Genomic DNA, 24192 nt, shown 5'->3' with positions numbered 1-24192 from the left:
GACAACTAGGACATGGCCGTGGCATTAAGCTATCGCCATGTCTGAATCACAGCCCGAACAAAAAGAAAGCATCCGCCTGTCCAAGCGAGTTGCAGAGCAAGAACAATGCTCGCGCCGCGAGGCCGAGTTGCACATCGAAGCGGGCAATGTCCAAGTCGATGGCAAAGTCGTGCAAGTGCCCGAAACTCGGGTCAGCCCCGAGCAGGTTGTGACCGTGCGCGCCGGTGCCAAGCCCGAGGCACTGCCCCCCGTCACCATTCTGATGAACAAGCCAGCGGGCTACACGCAAGGCCCCGCTTATGGCCGCACACGCAGCGCGCATTCGCTGCTGAGCGAAGCCACCAAGGCCCAGCTGGACACGCCCATGCCCCAGCTGGTGCTAGACCATCACTTCAAGAACCTGGAGTCGTTTTTGACGATTCCCCTGCCCGCCAGCGGCCTGATCGTCTATACGCAAGACAAGCGCATCATCCGCAAGCTGGCTGAAGAAGGCCAATGGCTGGAGCAGGAAATCATCGTCGGCGTGGAAGGCCAGATCATTGAAGATGGTCTTGAAATTCTCTACGAAGGCCTGCCTATCCCTGGCGGCAACGGCCACCGCCGTATGCCCCCCTGCCATGTGAGCTGGCAGAACGAAGGCCATCTGCGCTTTGCACTCAAGGGCATTGCGCCTGAAGAGATCGAAAAGATGTGCGGCGCCATCGGCCTGCGCGTGACCAGCATGCGCCGCCTGCGGATTGGCCGCGTGTCTTTGGGCAAGGTGCCTGAAGGCCAGTGGCGCTACCTGATGCCGTGGGAACGCTTCTAAGTCAGCCCACTATCAAAAAAAGAGCTGCTAGCGCTTTATACATATGCGCTAGCAGCTCTTTTTATTTGGAATAAGTGTGAAGTGCGCCGATAAGCCGGATTCTGTGCACAACGGTTGCCCGCCATGTGACCGCCATTAATCTTGGCTGCCAGTCGCCTGACAGCTCGGTGCTACCTACCCGCACACTCCGGGGGCCCCGTCAACGTGTGCCTACTTGGTATTGCTGCGCGTAGAGATTGCCCGTTTCACCCTCGGTGGTTTACCTTGCGGTACGCCCCCGGGACTCGTCTCTGTTGCTCTGATCCTCACCTCACGGTGGACAGCTGTTAGCTGCTACGCCGCCCTATGCAGTCCGGACGTTCCTCCAGTACGATCTTTCGACCCAACGCAAGCGTTGGCCTTTCGGCTAGTACCAGCGGCGGTCTGGCGCACTTCACGGGTCGCATTATCTCGCGTTCACAAAGAGCTTGCACTGAACTCGCGTCTAAACTGCTCGGGCGGCAGGCCTGATTCACGCTGAAACATGGCAATAAAGGCCGAAGGCGTGCTGTAACCCAGGTCGTAGGCGATGCGTTGCACGGTGTGGCCAGCCTCCAGCGCATCAATCGCGCACAGGTAACGCATGCGCTGGCGCCACTCTCCCAAGCTCATACCCAGCTCGCGCTGGCAGTGGCGGGCCAGCGTGCGCTCGGTCATATGCACGCTCTCGGCCCACTCGGCCAGACTGCGGTGGTCACCCGGCCCGGCCTGCATCGCGTCCAGCACCTGCACCAGCGCGGGGTGCCGGGCCATGGGCAGAAAACTCAGCTCCAGCGGCGTGGCGCATAACTGGTCATGCACCACCTGCGCCAGCCTGAGATCTGCTGCGGCGGCTGGCGTCTGCACACCGCGCAGGCCAAAGTCCAGCAGGATGGCTTTGACAATGGGGCCCATCCGCATGCAGCCCGCCACCTGCGGCAAGGCTTCGCACAGCGCAGGGGCCAGGTAGACGGAGCGGTATTGCACCGCATGCTGCAGATAGCAACTGTGCACCACGCCAGGCGGAATCCACACCCCATGCTGCGGCGGACAGAGAATGCGGCCCGCAGGCACCTCCATGCTCAGGCTGCCATGCGAGGCATAGTTCAAATGCCCCCAGCGGTGCGAATGCGGCGGTGCCTCGCTGTGCGCGCCAAACTCATCGTAGCGAAAGTAGTAACTGCCCTGCACCTGATCCGTGTCCAGAATGGCGACGGAATGGCGCTGGGCTGCGGCTTGATTGGTCTTCATCAGCTTCGTCCAGCTTGCGCTATGCTTTGTCTGAAATCAGCAATGCACTTTAAATACGTCAGTCGCATGATAGACCCTTCAAGGAGTCTTCATGGGTGCATACCTATTACCGCTGGGTGCGGTGCTGATCTGGTCGGTCAACACCGTGGTCAGCAAAATGGCGGCGGGCAGCATCAGCGCGTCTGAGATTGGTTTTTTCCGCTGGGTGGTGGCCGCCCTGCTTTTCACCCCGTTTGTGCTGCCAGGCATCTGGCGCCTGCGCGCCGTCATCAAGCCGCTGCTGCCCCGCATCACGGTGCTGGGCGTGCTGGGCATGGTGATTTATCAAAGTCTGGCGTACTACGCGGCCCACTACACCACCGCCACGCATATGGGCATCATCGGCTCGCTCACGCCCATGCTGGTGCTGGCTCTGGCCGTGTTTCTGCTGGGCCAGCCGCTGACGCGCGGCGGGGTCTGGGGTTCGCTGCTGGCTATTTTTGGAGTCGCGCTGGTGGTGTCGTCAGGCAATCTTGCGCATCTGGCATCTGAAGGCCTGAATCTGGGCGACGCAATGATGCTGCTGGCCATGCTGGCCTATGCCATCTACAACATTTTGCTCAAGCGCTGGCCCATGCCTGCGCTCAAAACGGTGCAGTTGCTGTATCTGCAAATTCTGGTGGCGGTGGTGGTGCAGTTTCCGCTGTACCTGTTTTCACCCAAAACGGGGCTAAACGCCAGCAATTTGGGGCTGGTCGCCTTTGCCGGCATCATGGCCTCCATCGCCGCGCCGCTGTTGTGGATGAAGGCGATCAACGCGCTGGGCCCCAGCCGCTCCAGCATGTTCTTCAACCTGATTCCGGTGTTCACCGCCATCGTGGCGTTTGCCACGCTCCATGAACCAATGGCGCTGTACCACGCCGTGGGCGGTGTCATGACGGTTGCCGGACTGCTGCTGGCCGAGCTATGGAAAACGCCGCTGCGCGCCCGCAAACCTGCGGATCAGGCCACGCCTAGCTCAGCAATTTGACGATAGAGTGACTCATCAGCGAGAGCAGCGTCACCAAGGCCACCAGCATCAGCCAGGGTGCCCAGCGCTGCTCGCGCCATGAAAAGCCCACTAGCAGCGTGGTGCAACTGGCTGCCAGCGCCATCAAGATTGCGTTGAAAGAAAGCATGGGTGCATCCTCCGAGAAACAACTCAATCCCATTCTTGCCATGCATCCGGCAGCGCGGTGATCTGTCTGGCCTAGGCTTGATCTGCGGCAAGCATATTCATATTCCTGTACGGCAGAACAACTGCGCCACAATGCATGCATCGGGCCTTGCACGCCCCTCTGCACTCTTATCCACACCCGGAGGCTTCATGAAGTTCGACAACGTTCTGCAAACCATTGGCAACACGCCCGTCATTCACATCAACCGCCTGTTTGGTGACAACACCAACGTGTGGATCAAGTCCGAGCGCGGCAACCCTGGCGGCTCCATCAAGGACCGCATTGCACTGGCCATGGTGGAAGATGCGGAAAAATCCGGCGCCTTGAAGCCAGGCGGCACCATCATTGAGCCCACCAGCGGCAACACCGGCGTGGGTCTGGCTCTGGTAGCCGCCGTTAAGGGCTACAAGCTGATTCTGGTCATGCCCGAGAGCATGAGCATCGAGCGCCGCCGCCTGATGCTGGCCTACGGCGCAGCATTTGATCTGACCCCCAAGGAAAAAGGCATGAAGGGCGCCATCGCCCGCGCGCAGGAACTGGCCGCGCAAACGCCCGGCTCCTGGATTCCCCAGCAGTTCGAAAACCCCGCCAACGTGGCCGTGCATGAAACCACCACCGCGCAAGAAATTCTGCGTGACTTCCCCGATGGTCTGGATGCCTTTATCACCGGCGTGGGCACGGGCGGCCACCTGTCTGGCGTGGCCAAGGTGCTCAAAGCCAAGTGGCCCAACCTCAAGGTCTATGCGGTGGAGCCTTCTGCATCGCCCGTGATCTCTGGCGGCCAGCCTGCACCCCACCCCATTCAGGGCATTGGCGCAGGCTTTATCCCCAAGAATCTGGACACCAGTCTGCTGGACGGCGTGCTTCTGGTCGAAGCCGAGCCTGCCCGCGAATTCGCCCGCCGCATGGCTTCTGAAGAAGGCCTGCTGGTGGGTATTTCCTCCGGGGCCACACTGGCCGCCATTGCACAAAAGCTGCCTGAGCTGCCCGCTGGCGCCAAGGTGCTGGGCTTTGCCTACGACACGGGCGAGCGTTACCTGTCGGTTGAAGGCTTCCTGCCCAACGCCTGATTTCAGACGCCCCAAAAAAGGCCTGCATTGCAGGCCTTTTTTGATTCCGGCGCTATCAGCGCGGCGCACCACCTCCGCCAGTTTCTGGGAAAAACAGAGGCGTAAATAGCGCTCAGCGACTTTATATTAAATAGGATTTAACCCTAATGAATAAAAGCGCTAGCAGCTCTCAATCAAGGAGTATCTAAAGCCACCGCAGCCAGCATGCGCACCACCTGCGCCATGCGGCTGTAGTCCAGCCGATCCCATGTGTCGGTGCGCTGGTGGTAGTGCGGGTTACGCATAAACGAGGTGTCCGTCACCATGATGGCCGGATAGCCCAGCCGCCAGTAATTCAGGTGATCCGAAAAATCCACCCCATGCACAAAGCGCGGTGCATTGAGCGAATGCACGCCCAATGGATTCGGCCCACCGCCTGAGGCGCGCATGACAGCCTTGGTGCGGCGCATTTCACTGAAGTTTTTCATCTCGCCGATCAGGGCGATGAAGTTGCCCTTGTCCGGGTAAATCCAGCCCAGTGGTGCCAGTGGATAACTCTGGCTGCCCGAATCGTCGCTGTAGTAACCAATCATCTCCACAGACAGCATCAGCCGCACAGGCTGGTTGCGCTGCTGCAGCGAAAGCGCATGGCGGTAGCTGCCCATATCGTTGGTGCGAAAGTTGGGTGGTTCCTCCAGTGTGTAGAACACCAGCTCCACCGGCTGGCCGGGCGTGGTTTGCTTCAGCAAGCGGGCCAATTCCAGCAGACCTGCCACGCCGCTGGCGTTATCGTCTGCACCGGGGGTAGGCACGCCCTCATGCGTGAGTGCACTGTCGTAATGTGCTCCCATCACCAGCAGCGGCTTAGTGCCTTCCGCAAGCCCAAAGCGCGCTATCAAATTTTCATAGCCTTGGCCGTCCACCTCAAAGCGCTGGCGCTCTGCCATCACACCTGACTTGGCCAGCTCCGCCACGATGTAATCAGCAGCGCGTTGCAATGTCTGCGGCTGCTCAAAACCTCGCCCCAGAAAATCCTCGCTCAGCACACGCACATGGTCACGCAGCCGCTCTGGCGATGCATGCAGATCAGGGATTGCTGTGTGTGCCAAACCCGTCATCGGCTGAGAAATCACACAGCCGCTGATAGCCACAGTCAACGCGGCCAGACTCATCGCAATAGCAGCGGGCCAGTGCCATCTGCGAGATGCAAAATCGTTACCAATCAAAGAAGATGCAGCAGAAAATTTCATGGCTTTGAGGTCGACAGAGGTATGAGCCCATGGTCTGGGCGGGCTTGACCGCATCATCACACCGCCGCCGCCCACTCCCCTACCATGACGAACAAAAGTGCCAATAGCTGGCACCGGGAGTATTGCTATCGTGTTCCGATTTTTTGAAAAACAGGTTCCCCCCTACCCCGCGCAGGAGCCCAAGGTTCCGCCCGTGGGCTTCTTTGCCTTTGTCTGGGCCTGCACACAGGGCATGCGCGGCTGGATTGGGTTGATGACGCTGACGTCTGCCCTGCTGGCCGCCTATGAAGCGGTGCTGTTCGCCATCATGAGCCGCGTGGTGGACTGGCTAGGCGCTGCCGCACCCGCCGATTTCCTGGCAGAGCAGCGCGGCACGCTGATCGGTATTGCCGCCATCTTGCTGGGCAGTGTGGCGCTGCTGGCCTTGCACACCACCGTCATGCACCAGGTGCTGGCCATCAACTTTCCCATGCGCCTGCGCTGGGTGTTCCATAAGCTGATGCTGGGCCAGAGCATGTCGTTCTATGCGGACGAATTTGCTGGCCGAATTACCACCAAGATCATGCAGACGGCGCTGTCCGTGCGCGAAGTGGTCTTCATGGTGGTCGATGTGTTTGTGGGCGTAGGCGTCTACATGATCGGCATTTTGATTCTGGCGGCCAGCTTTGAGTGGCGGCTGATGATTCCATTTGCGCTGTGGTTTGTGGCGTACACCGCCGCCTGCTTTTACTTTGTGCCGCGTCTGGGCAAGATCGGCAAAGAGCAGGCCGACGCCCGCTCGATGATGACGGGCCGCGTGACCGATGCTTACACCAACATCGCCACCGTCAAACTGTTCGCCCACACACGCCGCGAAGCCGAATACGCACGCAATGCGATGGAGTCGTTCAAGTCCACCGGTTATTCGCAGATGCGTCTGGTCAGCCTGTTCGAGATCACCAACCACCTGATGATTGCTCTGCTGCTGCTGGGCAGCGGCGGTACCGCACTGTATTTGTGGACGCAAGGCCAGGCATCGGCCGGTGTGGTCGCCGCCGTCATTGCCATGGCGCTGCGCCTGATGGGCTATTCGCACTGGGTGATGTGGCAGATGACGGGCCTGTTTGAGAACGTGGGCACCATCCAGGATGGCATCACCACACTGACCAAACCCCGCACGATTGTGGATGACGCTGACGCCAAGCCCCTGCAAGTGGCCCAGGGCGGCATTGCCTTTGAGGACGTGAGCTTTGGCTACAAGGCCGATGGAAAAAAGGTGATGAACCACCTGAACCTGCACATTCGCCCCGGCGAGCGCATCGGCCTGATTGGCCGATCGGGCGCGGGCAAATCCACGCTGGTCAACCTGTTGCTGCGCTTTCATGAAGTGCAAGGCGGGCGCATCACCATTGACGGCCAGGACATTCGCCATGTCACCCAGGACAGCCTGCGCGGCGCGATTGGCATGGTGACGCAAGACACCTCGCTGCTGCACCGGTCCATGCGCGACAACATCCTCTACGGCCGCCCCGATGCAACGGAAGCGCAGATGCTGGCCGCCGCCGACAAGGCCGAGGCATCCGACTTCATCGCCACGCTGACCGACCTGAAAGGCCGCAGCGGCTACGACGCCCAGGTGGGCGAACGCGGCGTCAAGCTTTCTGGCGGCCAGCGCCAGCGCGTGGCCATCGCCCGCGTGATGCTGAAAGACGCGCCCATTTTGCTGCTGGACGAAGCCACCAGCGCGCTGGACAGCGAGGTCGAAGCCGCCATCCAGCAGAGTCTGGACGGACTGATGCAGGGCAAGACCGTGATTGCCATTGCCCACCGTCTGTCCACCATCGCCGCCATGGACCGTTTGATTGTGATGAACGACGGCCATATCGAAGAAGAAGGCACCCACCAGCAACTGCTGGCCAAGGGCGGCATCTACGCCAAGCTGTGGGCCCACCAGAGCGGCGGTTTTCTGGCCGAGGCTGACAACTCGGCTCTTTGATATCAATCAGCAGAAATTTCAAGAAAAAACAGCTGCAGTGCTTTATTGATAAGCGCTAGCAGCTCTCTTTATCAGAGCAAAAAGCCGTTTGATGCAAGTGGCCTGCCTGCACCTAGTCCACTCGCACCAAGCGGCCTCGCCGCAGGTTTGCAAAAATGCAGACAACCCAGTAACACAGGTCACCATGAGCATCGAACTCCCCAAGCACGCACAGCAACAGGCCATCACATCCATCGAGCGCTATTTCCGCGAGAACATGGACGAGCCCATCGGCAATATGCAGTCCGGCGCGCTGCTCAATTTCTTTCTCGCCGAGATTGGCCCGACCATCTACAACAAGGCTGTCGCCGATGTTCAGGAGAACATTCAGGCCCGCCTGCAAGAGCTGGACTATGAAGTGGGCAAGGAAGAGTTCAGCTACTGGACGGCCAAGCGCCCCGGCCGCAAATAAAAGCAGCTTCAAAGCGTTATCAACAGCCTGACACCACCTGTCAGGCTGTTTTGTTCTGATCTACGAGTCTTTGCCCGGCATCCCCTCGTAACATCGGCACATGCGCATCCTCCACACCTCCGACTGGCATCTGGGCCAGCATTTCATGGGCTACAGCCGCCAGGCCGAGCATCAGGCCCTGATCGACTGGCTTCTCACGCAGGTCCAGACTCAAGCGGTGGATGCCGTGCTCATCGCTGGCGATATTTTTGATACCGGCGCGCCGCCCAGCTATGCGCGCGAGCTGTACAACCAGCTCATTGTTCGCCTGCATGAAACAGGCGTGGCCTTGCTGCTGCTGGCCGGCAACCATGACTCGGTCAGCGTGCTCGATGAAAGCCGCGATCTGCTCTCACACCTTGGCACACAGGTCGTCAGCTCCACCGGCGACGATGCCCGGCATGTCGTCACGCTGCCGCTGAAAAATACCGACAAAACACCCGGCTGCATCGTCTGCGCCCTGCCCTTTATCCGCCCGCGCGATGTGCAGCAAAGCCAGGCCGGGCAAAGCGCACAGGACAAGCAGCAGGCGCTGCAGAACGCCATCGCTGCCACCTACCAGCGCGTGTATGCCGCCGCCCAGCAAAAGCAGGCAGATTTGCTGGCCAGCACGAGCCAGCAACTGCCCATCATCGCCACCGGCCACCTGACCACCGTGGGCGCCAGCAGCAATGAATCGGTGCGCGAGATTTATGTGGGTGCGCTTGAAGCCTTTCCCACCAATGCCTTCCCGCCCGCCAGCTATATCGCGCTGGGTCATATCCACAAGCCGCAAACCGTGGGCGGCCTGGAGCATATCCGCTACAGCGGCTCGCCCATCGCACTGGGTTTTGACGAAGCCAAGCAAACCAAGCAAGTGCTGCTGGTCGATGTAGATACGGGCGGCCTGCAAGCCGTTACCGCATTGCCTGTGCCGGTGTTCCAGCCCATGCTAGCCCTCAGCGGCAGCCTGGCCCAGTTGCCCGCCTTGCTGCAAGAAGTGGCAGCCAAAGCCAGTGGCGACACCACGGTCTGGGTAGAAGTGACGGTGCAGGAAGACGACTACCTGGCTGACATGGCCAGCCGCGTGCAGACCATGGCCGAAGGCCTGCAACTGAACATTCTGCGCATCAAACGCCAGCGCGGCACAGCGGCTGCGCAGCTGACGGGCGATGCGCGCGAGTCGCTCGACGAACTGAGCCCGCTCGATGTATTTGAGCGCCGCCTGGCGCAAGAAAGTCTGGAGCCGCCCCTGCAATCGGCCCTGACCGAGCGCTACCAGCAAGTGCTGCACAGCCTGAACGACACTGCAGGAGATGCAGCAGGAGGTGCCGCATGAGAATTCTGAAACTGCGCCTCAAAAATCTGAACTCGCTCAAGGGCGAGTGGAACATCGACTTCACCACCGCACCCTTTGCCGACAGTGGCTTGTTCGCCATCACCGGCCCCACGGGCGCGGGCAAGTCCACACTGCTGGATGCCATTTGCCTGGCGCTGTACCACCAGACGCCGCGGCTGGAGACCATCAGCGGCCAAAACGACATCATGACCCGCCACACCGGCGAGTGCGAAGCCGAGGTGGAGTTTGAAGTCAAAGGCGTGGCCTACCGTTCCTTCTGGAGCCAGCGCCGCGCCCGCAACAAGCCAGATGCCGCCCTGCAAGCCCCCAGAGTGGAACTGGCACTGGTCGCAGACGGCAGCATCCTCACCACCCATGTCAAAGACAAAACCAAGCGCATCGCCGACATCACCGGGCTGGACTTTGCGCGCTTTACCAAATCCATGCTACTGGCCCAGGGCGGCTTTGCGGCCTTTCTGCAAGCCACTGCCAACGAGCGCGCCGAGCTGCTGGAAGAGCTGACGGGCACCGACATCTACAGCCAGATCTCGCAAACCGTGTTCGAACGCGCCCGCGACGCCAGACAGGCGCTGGAAAAGCAGCAAGCTCATGCCAACGGCATGCAGTTACTGGATGAAGCCACGCGCAGCGATCTGCAAACGCAGACTGAACAACTGAGCGTCGCGCTGGCCGATCTACAAACGCGCCATGCGCAGTTACATGCCGTGCAGCAATGGCAAACGCAAACGGCCCGCACCAGCGCCGAGGTGGAGCAAGCCCGCAGCGCAGAAGCCACAGCCCGGCAAACGGCAGCAGACGCCGCGCCGGACTTGCAGCGCCTGCAAGCCCATGCGCCCGCCCTGGCGATTCGCCCATTGCACATGCAGTGGCAGCAATCCAGCCAGCAACTGGCCGCTGAAGACCGTCAGTTGCAAGGCCTGCACGCCAGCCAGCTGCAAGCTCAAACGGCCCAGTGGCATCAACACCAGCAAGCCCAGCAACTAAGCGCCAACGCGCTACAAAAATCACAGCTGCAACTGCAAACCACAAGAGCGCAGCAGGCTGATTTGACGGCCTGGAGCCAGACCCACGCCAGCCACGCCCAGCTGGGCGAAAGCCTCAGTGGCTGGCGCGAGCAATTGCAGCAACGCCAGCAACTGCAGCAGCAAACTGAGCAGGCTGAAAACCAGCTGCTGCAGCTGCAACGCACTGCCGCGCAACTGCAGCAACAAGCCAGCACCCAAGCCCAGCACAGCGTGCAAGCTGCCGAGCAAGTGACTCACGCCCTGCAGCAACAACAAGCCGCAGAACAGGCCCAGCAGCAACGCCTAGCCGCCCATGGTGCCAGCCTGCCGCAGCTGCGCGCCAACTGGCAAACCGCACAACAGCAGCTGCACCACGGGCAGCAACTGCAAACCCACGCTGCGCTGCGCCAGCCGCTGGAACTGCAGCAGCAAGGCAATTCGCAAGCGCTGACGGCCAGCGAAGCCCGTGTTCAGCAACAGACGAGCCAGCGCGATGTTTTGCGCGCGCAATACCGGGCCATCAAAGAAAAGGTCGCCGACAAGCAAGCCCTTCTGACCCAGGAGCAGCGCATTCAAAGCCTGCAAGCCCACCGCGCCGCACTGCAGCCCGATGAAGCCTGCCCCTTGTGCGGATCGCATGAGCACCCTGCTATCACCGAATACGCGGCGCTCGATGTTTCGGCCACTGAAGCGGCCCTCAAGCAGGCGCAACAAGAGCGCGATGCATTGCAGCAGCAGGGCGAGCAGCTGAACACCGCCCTTGCCACCACCCAGAGCCAGCAACAACACCAGCAAGCGCAACGCGATGCCACCGCCGAACAAATTGCACAGTGGCAAGCACGCTGGAACTCCTTACGTGAGCAAGCAACTGAGCCCGTGACTGACACCGCATGGCAGCAGCCCGACGCTTTGAGCGCCGCCTGCGACAAGGCGCAGCAGCAAATCACCGAGCTGGAGAAAACCTTAGCCTCAGCCGATGCTGGCGAGCGCGATTTGCAAGCCGCCAAAGACGCCTGTCAGGCCGCGCTGCACCACCAGCAGCAGGCAGACCACGCACAGGACAGCACCCAGCAAGCACTGCAAAGCAACACGCAGCAACATCTGCAAACCAGCCAAATGCTGCAAGCGGTGCAGCAGCAATCCACCGCCCTGCAAAACAGCTTGCAAGCCACCATGCAAGCCGCTGGCTATGCACTGCCTGCGGCGGCGGACACCGCCACTTGGCTGACCACCCGCCAGCAAGAATGGCAGCAATGGCAGCGCCAGAAAACGCTGCTGCAAGAGGTGGCGCACCAGAGCGAAGTGCAGCAAGGCCAATACGCCCAGGCCGCGCAAGATGCCGAGCTCTGGCAGCAGCGTAGCAGCGCCTTGCCCGCACTGCCCGCCGATGCGCCAACCTATTCCGTGACACCCGCCGCCACGCTGACCGACTGCATCGCGCAGATAGAGCGCACTGCGCAGACACTAGCATCGCTGCAAGGCCAGATCACTCACGCCCAGGGCACGCTGGCGCAGTTGCAGCAATCGGCAGACAAGGCTCATGCCGTATGGCAGCAAGCGCTGCAAACCAGTCCATTTCCCGATGAAGTGCAGTACGCCGCAGCCCTGCTGCCCGATGCCGAGCACGGCCGCTTGCAGGCGCTGAGCGATCAATTGCACGCCGCAGCGCAGCGCGCCAGCACCTTGCTGGCCGATGCAACCCAGCGGCTGGCTGCGCTGCAAGAGCAGGCCTTGAGCGATGAGATGCCAGAGGCCATCACCCAGCAAATCACCCAGCTGGAAGCCGAACGCGCCCAGCAGGCTGAGCAGCTGGGCGCACACCGCGCCCGCTTAGCAGACGACGACCAGCGCCGCGCAGGCCAGCAAGCGCTGCTGGAGCAAATTGCCGAGCAAGAAAAAGACAGTGATCTGTGGCAGCGGCTGGATGGCCTGATTGGCTCCGCCAAGGGGGACAAATTCCGCAAGTTTGCGCAGGGACTGACGCTGGACCATCTGCTGCATCTGGCCAACCAGCACCTGCTGCGGCTGCATGGCCGTTACCTGCTGCGCCGCAAGCCCACGGGCGAGCTGGAGCTGGACATTGTGGACAGCTGGCAAGGCGATGTGGCGCGCGACACGCGCACGCTGTCGGGCGGCGAGGCATTCCTCGTCAGCCTGGCACTGGCGCTTGCACTGTCCGATCTGGTCAGCAGCAAGACCTCTATCGATTCGCTGTTCCTCGACGAAGGCTTTGGCACGCTCGACGGCGACACGCTGGAAGTGGCGCTTTCCGCGCTGGATGCACTGAACGCCAGCGGCAAAATGATTGGCGTCATCAGCCATGTAGAGGCGCTCAAAGAGCGCATTCCGGCGCAGATCAAGGTCGAGAAGGCAGCGGGGATTGGTTACTCCAGGCTGGTGATCTAGCGCCACGTGATGTGACCGTGATGCATAGGGCGGCGGCATTCGATCTAATGCGCCGCCCTCTTTGCTGCAGCCACGCATACCCGTAGCAATGCCAATCAGGCCTCGCACCAACACCCCTGATTACCCGAATCTCACAGATTCAGGCGGCTATCAAACACTCATCAATTCATAGCAGCCCTCCTTATCAAACAGGAGGCAAGCGCTTGATTTTCCTTAAGAAAAATTCGGTATCAGACTACAAATTCATGATGCCGTCTGGTGTTAACCCTCTGCACCCGCCTGCCTGACGCTTCAAAGATGCAGACACTGGCGGAGGGCCAGGCAACCACTTAGAGGAGATGACGTAGATGACACAGGAGACCCAGAAAACCGGCCGCCGCAACCTACTCAAAGGTGCCGCAGTGGCTGCTTCCGCAATGTCTGTGCCCATGATCAGTACGGCCCAGACGACATCGTGGCGCTTTCAGAGCACCTGGCCCGCCAAAGATATCTTTCACGAATTTGCACAGGACTTCGCCAAAAAAGTTAACGACATGACGGGCAACCGTCTCAAGATCGAGGTGCTGCCCGCAGGCGCCGTCGTCCCGGCATTCCAGCTGCTGGATGCGGTATCAAAAGGCACGCTTGATGGGGGGCACGGCGTGATTGCGTACTGGTATGGCAAGAGCCAGGCCGTGGCGCTGTGGGGTTCTGGCCCGGCCTTCGGCATGGATGCCAATATGGTGCTGGCCTGGCACAACTATGGCGGCGGCAAGGAGCTGCTCGACGAAATCTACAGCGGCCTGAAGATGGATGTGGTCTCCAAACTCTATGGACCCATGCCCACCCAGCCACTGGGCTGGTTCAAGAAACCGGTAGCCAAGGTAGAAGATTTGAAGGGACTGAAGTTCCGCACCGTCGGTCTTGCGGTGGATGTGTTCACCGAGATGGGGGTTGCAGTGAACCCTCTGCCTGCGGGAGAAATCGTACCCGCGCTGGACCGCGGCCTGCTCGATGCGGCTGAGTTCAACAACGCCTCCAGCGACCGAGTACTGGGCTTTCCGGATGTGGCCAAGAACTGCATGCTGCAGAGCTTTCACCAGTCCAGCGAGCAGTTTGAGGTGCTGTTCAACAAGACCAAGTTCAACGCCCTGCCCGCCGAGATCAAGTCCATCATCGAGTACGCCACGCAGGCGGCCAGCTCCGATATGAGCTGGAAAGCCGCTGACCGCTATGCCAAGGACTATGCGGAAATGCAGTCCAAGCAGGGAGTGAAGTTCTACAAGACGCCGGATGCCATCTTGCGTGCCCAGCTCGCCGCCTGGGACAAGGTCACAACCGCGAAGTCCGCAGAGAACCCGATGTTCAAAAAGGTCATGGATTCGATGCGCACTTTTGCCCAGCGCAGCGGACGCTGGAAAAACGATACCGACCTCGACTTCAAGATGGCCTGGAATCACTACTTCGCACAAAAGCGAGGTTAACGCCCCAACAGCGCAGCCCCAGTAGCTGCGCTTTTTTGTGACTCATGGGCCGCCGCTTGCTGGCGGCCCGCTTCCCCATCCGTACCTCGCTGCGCGCCGCAGCGGAGACTGTCATGCAAAAAATTCTGCTTGCTGTCGATGGCTTTTCGACCTTTATCGGAAAAGTGGCGGCCTGGGCCGTGGTGCTGCTCACCGCGCTGATCAGCTGGGAGGTCTTTTCCCGCTACGCCCTCAACAAACCTCATGCCTGGGTGCTGGATGCGCAGATCATGCTCTACGGCACCATGTTCATGCTGGCCGGTGCCTACACCCTGTCCAAGAACGGGCATGTGCGCGGTGATGTGCTGTATGGCTTCTTCAGCCCGCGCGCGCAGGCCAGCGTGGACCTGTGTCTGTACATCCTGTTCTTTCTGCCCGGTGTGCTGGCCCTGACCTGGGCGGGCTGGACTTACGCCAACGAGTCCCTGGGGATTCGAGAACAGACGTTTTCAGCCCATCCACTGCCGCTGTACCCGTTCAAATTCATGATTCCGCTGGCCGGTGCCGTGCTACTGCTGCAGGGACTGGCCGAGATTGCGCGCTGCGTGATGTGCCTGCACCAGGGCTACTGGCCCCAGCGCGGCAGTGATGTGGAAGAGGTGGACGTAGAAAAGCTCAAGGAAATGGTTCAGGAGGGCAAAGCATGAAGATGCGCAAGGAACTGTGGTTCGGCTTTTCCATCATGGCCCTGGTCGTACTCTCGGCCATTGCCTTGCTGCTGAGTGTAGAAACCGTGACCAACGGCCACCTGGGTCTGCTGATGCTGTCCCTGGTGGTGGTGGCCATCATGCTGGGCTTTCCTACCGCCTTCACGCTGATGGGCATGGGCATGATCTTCACTTGGCTGGCCTATGAGCGCGACACCACCCGCACGCTGGATCTGATGGTGCAGGCCGCCTACAAAAGCATGACCAATGATGTGCTGATCGCCATCCCCTTGTTCGTCTTCATGGGCTATCTGGTCGAGCGCGCCAACCTGATCGAAAAGCTGTTCAAAAGCATGCACCTGGCCATGGCCCGTGTGCCGGGGTCGCTGGCCGTTGCCACGCTGGTGACCTGCGCCGTGTTTGCCACAGCCACTGGCATTGTGGGTGCCGTGGTCACGCTGATGGGCCTGCTGGCCCTGCCCACCATGATGCGTGCCGGCTACAGCACACCCATGGCCGCTGGTGCCATCACGGCGGGTGGCTGCCTTGGCATCTTGATCCCGCCCTCGGTGCTGCTGATTCTTTATGGAGCAACGGCCGGGGTATCGGTGGTGCAGCTGTATGCCGGCGCCTTATTTCCCGGCCTGATGCTGGCCGGGCTCTATATCGCCTATGTGATCATCATGGCCAAGCTCAAGCCGGCCTGGGCGCCGCCGCTGTCGGCCGCCGAGCGCCAGGTCAGTCTGCCTGTGCAGACCCGCGACCTCCCCGCCAATACAGAGCAATACGCCCCCGCACGCCTGCTGAAAGCACTCAAAGGCCAGCGCAATGCACAGGTCGCCACCGGCTACATACTGCGCCAGCTGGCCATCGTGATCCTGCCCGGCCTGCTGTTCTTGCTGCTGGCAGCCAGCAGCTGGCAATCAGTCACCGCACCCATAGTGCAAGAGCACTATGACATTCAGCCGATTGGTATGGAAAGCAGCAGCTCCTCCAGCTCAGGCCTGGCCGAGCCTCCGATGGAAGGCGGCTTGCAAGAGCCCCCCGTCGAGGGTGGCCTACAGGAGCCCCCCGGTGCCGAGCCTTCAGCGACAAACGCAGCTACAGCTACAGCTACAGCTGCTGCCTCCAACGCCCTGCAAGAGCCAGCCACCGCCAAGACGGAAGCATCAACCACTCAAGCCCGGCAACCCGCGCCCACCTGGTGGTGGGTTGGCTTTGCGCTGCTGGGGGCATGCATCGCGTTGTTCTACCTGTTCTTGAGCTTTGCCCGGCTTGAAATCTTCAAGATGCTGCTGAGCTCCTTCTTCCCGTTGGTGGTGCTGATCCTGACCGTGCTGGGCTCCATTGTCTTTGGCCTGGCGACCCCCACAGAAGCTGCCGCCATGGGCGCATTGGGCGGATTTTTGCTGGCCGCAGCCTACAAGCGCCTGAACCTCGACGTGGTCAAGGAATCGGTCTATCTGACCGCAAAAACATCCGCCATGGTGTGCTGGCTTTTTGTGGGCTCCGCCATTTTTTCGGCGGCCTTTGCGCTGCTGGGCGGACAAGAGCTGATTGAGCGCTGGGTGCTGTCCATGAACCTCAGCAAGATCGAATTCATGATCCTGTCGCAGGTCGTGATCTTTCTGCTGGGCTGGCCGCTGGAATGGACGGAGATCATCGTCATCTTCATGCCCATCTTCATCCCGCTGCTCAACCACTTTGGCGTGGACCCGCTGTTTTTCGGCCTGCTCGTGGCGCTGAATCTGCAGACAGCCTTCCTCTCCCCGCCCGTGGCCATGTCCGCCTTCTACCTCAAGGGAGTGGCTCCACCTTCAGTCACGTTAAACCAGATCTTTGTGGGCATGCTGCCCTTCATGGGCATACAGATTCTGGCCATCGTGCTGCTTTACCTCTGGCCTCAGATCGGCCTGTGGCTGCCGCAGCTGCTCTACAAATAAAGCTGGCAACTATCAAATCAGTAGCTGGTAGCGCTTGATGTGTATTCGTTTTGACATGGAATTGCTCAATAAATGAATTTCATCAAGCGCAAGCTGCTCACTTTTTAAAGGCCATAAGCACAACACAAACGCAGGTCACCGCTGCCTTGCTGCGCAGTCCTGCTGGCTTTGCCTTACCATCCAAGCCCTTGCTTGATAGGTACAAGCCATGATCCGGATCGCAGAACTCAAACTCCCTTTGTCGGCGGTGGAATACCACCCCGAAAACCACACCGAATTTCAGCCCGTCGAAAAGCTCACGGCTTTAGCCGCCGAGCGTCTGGGCTTGCCCGCCAAGGCCATTGCCGCCCTGCAGGTGCACAAGCGCAGCTTTGATGCGCGCAAGTCCGAGCTGCTGGCGGTGTATATCGTCGACATCACACTGGCCGATGAAAGCCAGGAAGCCGCGCTGCTGGCGCACTTTGCGGACCACTCCCACGTCAACCCCACGCCAGACATGCGCTGGACGCCGGTGGGCCAGGCGCCCGCCGAGATGGATGAGCGCCCCGTGGTCGTGGGCTTTGGCCCCTGCGGCATGTTTGCAGGACTGGTGCTGGCCCAGATGGGTTTCAAGCCCATCGTGCTGGAGCGCGGCAAGACCGTGCGCCAGCGCACCAAGGACACCTGGCGCCTGTGGCGCAAGCGCGAGCTGACGCCCGAATCCAACGTGCAGTACGGCGAAGGCGGTGCGGGCACGTTCTCTGACGGCAAGCTCTACAGCCAGATCAAAGACCCACGCCATCTGGGCCGCAAGGTACTGACCGAGTTTGTGACTTACGGCGCGCCGCCAGAGATTCTCTATACCGCCCACCCCCACATCGGCACCTTCAAGCTGGTCAAGCTGGTTGAAGGCATTCGCGAGGAAATCGTGCGTCTGGGCGGCGAAGTGCGTTTTGAGCAGCGCGTCACCGATGTACAGATTGAGGGTGAAGGCGAGCAGCGCCAGCTGACTGGCCTGCAAGTACTCGATCAGGTCACCGGCGAGAGCTACCACCTGCCCACCCACCACGCGGTGATGGCACTGGGCCATAGCGCACGCGATACCTTTGTCAACTTCTACGAGCGCGGCGTGGCCATGGAGGCCAAGCCCTTCTCCATCGGCTTCCGTATCGAGCACCCGCAAAGCGTGATTGACCGCGCCCGCTGGGGCAAAGATGCGGGTCACCCGCTGCTGGGCGCTGCGGATTACAAGCTGGTGCACCACGCCAAGAACGGCCGCGCCGTTTACAGCTTTTGCATGTGCCCCGGCGGCACCGTGGTGGCTGCGACCAGCGAGCCCGGCCGCGTCGTCACCAACGGCATGAGCCAGTACTCGCGCGCCGAGCGCAATGCCAATGCAGGCATGGTCTGCGCCATCAGCCCCGAAGACTATCCGCAAGATGCTGAGAGTTTTTCCTGGGCGTTTGACGGCAAGACCTTGGGCGTGGAAAAGCTGCAAAAAGGGGAGCATCACCCGCTTTCAGGCGTTGTGCTGCAGCGCCAACTGGAATCCAAGGCCTATGAGCTGGGCGGCCAGAACTACAGCGCGCCCGGCCAGCTGGTGGGCGATTTTGTGGCGGGCACGCCTTCGTCAGAATTTGGCGCGGTTCAGCCCTCCTACAAGCCAGGCATTCATCTGGGCGACCTGCACCAGGCCCTGCCCGCCTACGCGATTGAAGCAATGCGCGAGGCCCTGCCCGCCTTTGGCAAGAAGATTCGCGGCTACGACATGAATGATGCCGTGCTGACTGGGGTGGAAACACGCACCTCATCGCCCGTCAAAATTGGCCGTGGCACTGATTTTCAGAGCGACAACACGCGCGGTCTGTACCCCGCAGGTGAAGGTGCCAGCTACGCAGGCGGCATTCTGTCGGCCGGTGTGGATGGCATCAAGGTCGGCGAAGCCGTGGCCTGCGCTATCTTGAACCTGCCTGTGCCTTCGTCCGGTTCACGTGGTTCTGGCGGTGCGCTGTAAATCGCAGCCATGAGCTTCGCTGCGTCCTATCCACGCCCCGGTACGCCAGCCCTGCTGCTGGCGGTATCGGCCATGGGCGTGGTGGTGCTCGCCTCCAATATCCTCGTTCAGTACGCCATCAACGACTGGCTGACCTGGGGTGCCATTACCTACCCATTTGCCTTTCTGGTCAGCGAGCTGGTTAACCGGCGCTTTGGCCCGGCGCAAGCGCAACGCGTGGCATGGGTCGGTTTTGCAGTGGCAGTCGTCGCTTCGGCCCTGCTGGCTCCGCCGCGCATTGCGGCGGCTTCAGGGCTGGCGTTTGCCTGCTCGCAGATGCTGGATATTTCGGTGTTCGACAAACTGCGCCACAGCCACTGGTGGCGTGCGCCGCTGATTGCCACGGTGCTGGCCGCCTGTCTGGATACGGCGGTCTTCTGGAGCATTGGCTTTGCCGGTGAGGACCTGCCCTGGGTGACCTGGGCGCTGGGTGATCTGGGTATCAAACTGACTTTGGGTATTTTTCTGTTGCTGCCATTTCGACTTTTGATGGGTCGGAAATACCAATCGCCATCGTTTTGACATTTTTGTGGTCTCTGACTGACAAGGCCAAAACCCACGCATGGTTACGCTGAAGGCTTCATTGCACGCTAGGCGTCATCATGAAAAATCTGCGCAGCGCTCATCCGTCCGTCTTCGCCCTTGGTCTCAGCAGCCTCATGGCCTGCGCCACCGTCAGCGCACAAACCAGTGATCCAGCACCAGCGACAGAAAAAGCTGGCAAGTCCTCGGTGCTGTCAGGCTGGATGTTTGGCTACGCCCCCTTCGACTGGCATTTCTCCGACGCCAGGAAGGAAAACGACTTTGAGCCCGACGAGCAGAAACATGCCTATGTCTGGCTGATTCAGGCCGAGAAAGAACTGGACGAACGCCATATCGCAGGCTTTGCCTATTTCAAGAACTCATTCGGCCAGCCCAGCCAGTACGCTTACTACGGCTGGCGCTTCAGGCCGCTCGACAGCGCCCCTGGCCTGTTCATCAAGCTCACGGGCGGCATCATTCACGGCTACAAATTTCCGTTCAACAAGAAAATCCCGCTCAACAACAAGCATGGCTGGGGCATCACGGCCATTCCGGCCCTGGGCTATGACTTCAACCAAAACTGGGGCGCGCAGGTCAATGTGCTGGGCAATGCCGGCGTGATGTTCCAGCTCAATTACACGGTGCGCTAAGCCGCTTTATTCAGCACTGCGCAGCCTGGCAAAGTCAGGCGCACGCTTTTCCAGAAATGCGCCAATGCCCTCGCGGGATTCTTCGCTGCCCTGGGCCTCGACCATATAGTCGGCCTCCAGCGCCAGATGCTCTTCCAGACTGTGGTGATGCGCCACGCGGCACAGCATCTTGATGCGGGCGGTAGCCACTTCCGGCCCCTGCGCCAGTTGCTGGGCCAGCGCCAGTGCGGCGGGCAAGGCTGCACCGGTTTCCGTCAAACGGTTGATACAACCCAGAGCATGCATGCGCTCGCCGCTGATGCGTTCGCCCGTCAGGCAAAGCTCGGTCAGTACCTGGCGCGAGACAAACTCGGCCAGAAACGAAGTGGCACCGCCATCCGGCGTCAGCCCTACCTTCACATAGGCCACAGAAAACACGGCGGACTTGGCTGCCACCATCAGATCGCAGGCCATGGCCAGAGACAGGCCCGCACCCGCTGCTGCGCCTTCAACCGCTGCAATCACCGGCTTGGGGCAGTCGCATATGGCGCGAATGAGATGGTTGAGGTCTTCGAGCTTGATGCGCCGCTCAGCCAGCGGCATGGTACGGCGCGTGGCCAGCTGGTTCAGATCACCGCCAGCGCAGAAATGGCCGCCTTCACCTGTCAGGATCACAGCGGCCACAGAGGCATCGGTACCCGCAGCACGCAGGCCATCCATGACGGCGTGGTAGTACTCGGGCGACAGCGCATTGCGCGCTGCCGGGTTGTTGTTAGAGAGGATAAGAACAGCGCCTTCGCGCCGGGTGACAAGTGCAGAATTCATAGCAGACCTCCTGCACCCCACTCTAGCGACAGCCGCCCAGCCCGCCTAGCGGGATAGCGCGGCCAGCTGTCACCTGCCGGACCGCTCAAGGGCGATCAACGGCGCGGCCCCCAGTGGCCACCATGTCCACGCCAGCCGCCTGGGCCATGGTTCCAGCCCCCCTCATGCCAGCCATAACCAGGGCGCGGCGGCATGGACCAGCGACCGGGGTTCCAGTTGTAACGCCCGCCACCCCAGCCCCAGCTGCCACCAATCCAGACATAGCCTGGAGCAGGTGCCACAGGAATCACTTCATTGCGCAAAGGCGGCGGTGCCATGGGGGCATAGACATCGCCCACGATCACGTCGGAACCATAGGCAGGGTAGGTCGGATAGGCCGGTGCCACCACGCAGCCCGTAAGCAGAGCACCAGCCCCGCCCAGCAGCAAGGCCGGCAAAAAGCGTCGGGCAAAAATTTGAGAGATGAAGGACATCATTACTCCTGAAAGTCTTGCCTCTACAACGCAAAAGCCCCTGCCAGTTGTTGACAGGGGCTTGTGAAGCGGGGGTAAAGACAGGCTACTGCCGCTTACATCTTAAGGCTTTCAGCGTGCGTTTTGCAGGGCTGCAATGCGTTCTTCGATAGGGGGGTGTGTCGAGAACAGCTTGCCGATACCACCGGCAATACCCATGGCAGCCACGCTCTTGGGCAGCTCGCCCGGGTGCATACCGCCCAGACGGGCCAGCGCGTTCATCATGGGCTGACGGTTACCCATGAGCTGTGCGGCACCGGCGTCGGCGCGGAATTCACGCTGACGCGAGAACCAGGCGACGATCATGGCGGCGACAAAGCCCAGCAAGATATCGAGCACGATGGTGGTCACGTAGTAACCAATGCCGGGGCCAGAGCTGTTTTCGTCGTTTTTGCGCAGGAAGCTGTCCACCGCATAGCCGATGACACGCGACAGGAAGACCACGAAAGTGTTCATCACACCCTGAATCAGCGTCATGGTGACCATGTCGCCATTGGCAATGTGGGCCACCTCGTGACCGATCACGGCTTCGACTTCTTCGCGGGTCATGCCTTCAAGCAGACCTGTGGACACGGCGACCAGGGCAGAATTCTTGAAAGCACCGGTGGCAAACGCATTGGGCTCGCCTTCGTAGATGCCGACTTCGGGCATGCCAATGCCGGCCTTGTCCGCAAAGCCGCGCACGGTGTTGACGATCCAGGCCTCGTCAGCGTTGCGCGGCTCGTTGATGACCTGCACGCCCGAGGTCCACTTGGCCATGGGCTTGGAGATCAGCAGCGAAATGATCGCGCCGCCAAAACCCATGATAAAGGCGAAGCCCAGCAGGGAGCCCAGATTGAGGCCGTTGGCGGTGAGGTAGCGGTTAACGCCCAGCAAGCTGGCGACAATGCCCAGCACCGCCACCACGGCGATGTTGGTCAATAAAAATAAGGCAATACGTTTCATCGAGGGTGTACTCCACACAGGGGACAAAATGGCCAAAACCCCTCATGCACCGCCTGTGTGCGGCGAATGCTCATCAAGCCAGATCTCTTTCTGGCAGTACCGGTTGTTGTGGTGTTTGTACGGTACGTGGGGCTCGGAAAACGAGAGAGTCATCATAGAAGGAAAAGTTCTGGTTTTGATGGCACCAGCCCGGGATTCCTAGTATGGGAATAGGTAGATAGGGTTTGTTTGCCAGATTGCAAGCTGCACTCAGCAACTGCTCGCTCAACCAGCCATCGGCTGCCGTCATGGAGGTGATGGGTGACGAGCCTTGCTCCAGCGGCACGCAGATCACATGCGCCGTAATCGCCTTGCGCGGCTGCACCAGCTTTTCCAGCAAGGCGTGGCCTATGGGAAAAAACTGGGCCTGCGCCCACAGATCACGCTGGCGCACAAACAAGTCTTGCCAGCGCTTTTCTCGCAATGCTTCGCACAAGGCCTGCGGTGCCAGCAGCAAGCCACCGTTTTCATCAAGAACCGTGACTGAATCACGTAACCGTCCACGCTGCGCACCCACGCCTTGTCGCTCAATCTCGCCCGCCTGCAGCACATTGAGCTGCTGCTTAAGCCGGGGCCAGTGCAGCCAGATCAGACCGTTGAAGAAGTCATGCAAATTATCCCGGGTGGGAATACAGCGCTGGTTGCGAATAAAGGCCTCATACGCCTGCCCGGCGGGCAGCTGCTGCTGATCCACAAACTGCCAGCCCTGCAGCAAACCATGTGCCGCCGCCACCTGCTGCAGCGCACTGGCCACCGTTGCCCCGCCCTGCACCAGTGCATGCGCCTGCTGGCCCAGCTCTCGCAGTTGCGCAAGCCACGGGGCTTGCCAGTCAATAGCCCAATCCGTCGCCAGCTCTGCGGGTAAATTATCCACAGCTGTCAATGCGTCACCCCATCACCCGCCGACCGTTTGTCGCGCACCGCCACGCGGGCCGTGCCTTCATCCCGCAGCTCAAAGGCCTGAGTCGCAGCCATGAGTTTGGTCAGCGAGGCATAGCCGTAGTTGCGCGCATCAAAAGAGAGTTTGTTGCCGATATGCGTGCCCACGGCGCTGACGCGTGCCCAGCCGGTTTCATCCTGCATGGCTTTGACGGCATCACGCAGCATGGCGATCAGCGGTCTGTCTTCACGCAGCAGATGCGATGGCACGCGCAAATTGGCACAGGCCGGTGCAGCCATGCCTGTACCGCCAGCAGCCTTCGCATTGCTGGTGGGTTGAGCCTGTGTGGCTTGCTCTGCTGGCTGGCGCGCTGCGGCATCGGCTTCCTGCAATTCACGGCGATCGCTGCGGCTGGTGATGCCGTCGCCCAGCTCCAGCAGGGCCTCAAAGTACAGAAAGCGCGAGCAGGCGTTGACGAAGGCGCGCGGCGTCTGCGCTGCGCCAAAGCCATAGACCGCAGCGCCCTTGGCGCGCAGGTGCATGACCAGCGGAGTGAAGTCGGCATCCGACGAGACAATGCCAAAGGCGTCGGGCTTTTCTGTGTAGAGCAGCTCCATGGCATCGACTGTCATCGCCATGTCGGTAGCGTTCTTGCCTTTGGAGTAATCAAACTGCTGCATGGGCCGCACGGCATTTTCCAGCAGCTTGCTCTGCCAGCCATGCAGGCCGGGTTTGGTCCAGTTGCCATAGGCACGGCGAATGTTGATGAGGCCGAAAGTGGACAACTCGGTCAGGATTTCATCAATCATCTCGGCGGGCGCGTTGTCCGCATCAATCAACAAGGCAATCCGGGGCTGAACATCGGTAGGCATGCAATCTCCTGAGTGATCTTGTGAGCCAAGACTAACCGAGCCACTCGACAACACCAAA

Annotated in this window: 21 protein-coding genes and 1 other RNA gene; 13 read left to right on the top strand and 9 right to left on the bottom strand. The window is 60.6% G+C overall.

Going from position 1 to position 24192, the window contains the following annotated elements; genetic code table 11:
- The first annotated feature begins 37 nt into the window (after positions 1-37).
- On the top strand, positions 38-808 hold the full coding sequence (locus tag RSF91_RS05750) for a pseudouridine synthase (RefSeq protein ID WP_332567515.1): 771 nt from the start codon (positions 38-40) through the stop codon (positions 806-808).
- A gap of 74 nt (positions 809-882) precedes the next feature.
- Here RSF91_RS05750 and rnpB read toward each other — a convergent pair.
- Both rnpB and RSF91_RS05740 read right to left on the bottom strand, forming a co-directional pair.
- Positions 883-1243, bottom strand: an RNA gene (gene rnpB / locus RSF91_RS05745) — RNase P RNA component class A.
- A gap of 21 nt (positions 1244-1264) precedes the next feature.
- Positions 1265-2077: an AraC family transcriptional regulator gene (locus RSF91_RS05740; RefSeq protein ID WP_332567514.1), complete on the bottom strand. Its 813-nt coding sequence runs from the start codon at positions 2075-2077 to the stop codon at positions 1265-1267.
- Between the two features lie 91 nt (positions 2078-2168).
- Between RSF91_RS05740 and RSF91_RS05735 the strand changes: the two genes are divergently transcribed.
- Complete coding sequence (locus RSF91_RS05735; protein ID WP_332567513.1) at positions 2169-3086, top strand: DMT family transporter; 918 nt, start codon at positions 2169-2171, stop codon at positions 3084-3086.
- Here the strand turns inward: RSF91_RS05735 and RSF91_RS05730 are convergent.
- Complete coding sequence (locus RSF91_RS05730) at positions 3070-3234, bottom strand: hypothetical protein (RefSeq protein ID WP_332567512.1); 165 nt, start codon at positions 3232-3234, stop codon at positions 3070-3072. The genes RSF91_RS05735 and RSF91_RS05730 overlap by 17 nt on opposite strands.
- 188 nt (positions 3235-3422) lie before the next feature.
- On the opposite strand from RSF91_RS05730, the gene cysK reads away from it, so the two are divergent.
- Entirely contained in the window at positions 3423-4343 is a 921-nt protein-coding gene (cysK, locus tag RSF91_RS05725) for a cysteine synthase A (RefSeq protein ID WP_332567511.1), read from the top strand.
- 173 nt (positions 4344-4516) lie between these two features.
- Here the strand turns inward: cysK and RSF91_RS05720 are convergent, their stop codons facing one another.
- A complete protein-coding gene (locus tag RSF91_RS05720; protein WP_332567510.1) occupies positions 4517-5494 on the bottom strand; it encodes a M28 family peptidase in 978 nt (325 codons plus the stop codon).
- Positions 5495-5702: 208 nt separating this feature from the next.
- Here RSF91_RS05720 and RSF91_RS05715 point away from each other — a divergent pair, with 208 nt between their 5' ends.
- The 10 genes from RSF91_RS05715 (at position 5703) to RSF91_RS05670 (ending at position 20082) form a co-directional block, all read left to right on the top strand.
- A complete protein-coding gene (locus tag RSF91_RS05715; RefSeq protein ID WP_332567509.1) occupies positions 5703-7547 on the top strand; it encodes an ABC transporter ATP-binding protein in 1845 nt (614 codons plus the stop codon).
- A gap of 184 nt (positions 7548-7731) precedes the next feature.
- Positions 7732-7998 carry a DUF2164 domain-containing protein gene (locus RSF91_RS05710; protein ID WP_332567508.1) on the top strand — a complete coding sequence of 89 codons (267 nt, stop codon included), beginning with the start codon at positions 7732-7734 and terminating at the stop codon, positions 7996-7998.
- 100 nt (positions 7999-8098) lie between these two features.
- Positions 8099-9355 carry an exonuclease subunit SbcD gene (gene sbcD, locus RSF91_RS05705; RefSeq protein WP_332567507.1) on the top strand — a complete coding sequence of 419 codons (1257 nt, stop codon included), beginning with the start codon at positions 8099-8101 and terminating at the stop codon, positions 9353-9355.
- Positions 9352-12786 (top strand): AAA family ATPase, encoded by a 3435-nt coding sequence (locus RSF91_RS05700; protein ID WP_332567506.1) that lies wholly within the window; start codon positions 9352-9354, stop codon positions 12784-12786. The genes sbcD and RSF91_RS05700 overlap by 4 nt, the downstream gene beginning before the upstream one ends.
- Positions 12787-13133: 347 nt before the next feature.
- Entirely contained in the window at positions 13134-14249 is a 1116-nt protein-coding gene (locus RSF91_RS05695; protein ID WP_332567505.1) for a TRAP transporter substrate-binding protein, read from the top strand.
- A gap of 113 nt (positions 14250-14362) precedes the next feature.
- Positions 14363-14935 carry a TRAP transporter small permease subunit gene (locus RSF91_RS05690; protein WP_332567504.1) on the top strand — a complete coding sequence of 191 codons (573 nt, stop codon included), beginning with the start codon at positions 14363-14365 and terminating at the stop codon, positions 14933-14935.
- Positions 14932-16878 carry a TRAP transporter large permease gene (locus RSF91_RS05685; protein WP_332567503.1) on the top strand — a complete coding sequence of 649 codons (1947 nt, stop codon included), beginning with the start codon at positions 14932-14934 and terminating at the stop codon, positions 16876-16878. Before RSF91_RS05690 ends, RSF91_RS05685 begins: the two co-directional genes overlap by 4 nt.
- A gap of 208 nt (positions 16879-17086) precedes the next feature.
- On the top strand, positions 17087-18871 hold the full coding sequence (locus RSF91_RS05680; protein WP_332567502.1) for an NAD(P)/FAD-dependent oxidoreductase: 1785 nt from the start codon (positions 17087-17089) through the stop codon (positions 18869-18871).
- Positions 18872-18880: 9 nt separating this feature from the next.
- Positions 18881-19432, top strand: a complete 552-nt coding sequence (locus tag RSF91_RS05675; RefSeq protein ID WP_332567501.1) for a VUT family protein — start codon at positions 18881-18883, stop codon at positions 19430-19432.
- Between the two features lie 80 nt (positions 19433-19512).
- Positions 19513-20082 carry a hypothetical protein gene (locus RSF91_RS05670; protein ID WP_332567500.1) on the top strand — a complete coding sequence of 190 codons (570 nt, stop codon included), beginning with the start codon at positions 19513-19515 and terminating at the stop codon, positions 20080-20082.
- Positions 20083-20088: 6 nt separating this feature from the next.
- Here RSF91_RS05670 and RSF91_RS05665 read toward each other — a convergent pair whose 3' ends face one another.
- The 5 genes from RSF91_RS05665 to RSF91_RS05645 form a co-directional block, all read right to left on the bottom strand.
- Positions 20089-20886, bottom strand: coding sequence for an oxepin-CoA hydrolase, alternative type (locus RSF91_RS05665; RefSeq protein WP_332567499.1), 798 nt, complete (start codon positions 20884-20886; stop codon positions 20089-20091).
- Between the two features lie 95 nt (positions 20887-20981).
- Positions 20982-21359 carry a hypothetical protein gene (locus RSF91_RS05660; RefSeq protein WP_332567498.1) on the bottom strand — a complete coding sequence of 126 codons (378 nt, stop codon included), beginning with the start codon at positions 21357-21359 and terminating at the stop codon, positions 20982-20984.
- 111 nt (positions 21360-21470) lie between these two features.
- Entirely contained in the window at positions 21471-22343 is an 873-nt protein-coding gene (gene htpX, locus RSF91_RS05655) for a protease HtpX (RefSeq protein WP_332567497.1), read from the bottom strand.
- 73 nt (positions 22344-22416) lie between these two features.
- Entirely contained in the window at positions 22417-23256 is an 840-nt protein-coding gene (locus RSF91_RS05650) for a DUF3025 domain-containing protein (RefSeq protein ID WP_332567496.1), read from the bottom strand.
- A gap of 5 nt (positions 23257-23261) precedes the next feature.
- Positions 23262-24134: an NYN domain-containing protein gene (locus RSF91_RS05645; protein ID WP_332567495.1), complete on the bottom strand. Its 873-nt coding sequence runs from the start codon at positions 24132-24134 to the stop codon at positions 23262-23264.
- Positions 24135-24192 lie beyond the last annotated feature (58 nt).

The sequence above is a fragment of the Comamonas sp. genome, assembly GCF_036643215.1.
Lineage (GTDB): Bacteria > Pseudomonadota > Gammaproteobacteria > Burkholderiales > Burkholderiaceae_C > Comamonas.
Note: the sequence above shows the minus strand (reverse complement) of the source record. Positions and strands in the feature narration are given on the sequence as shown.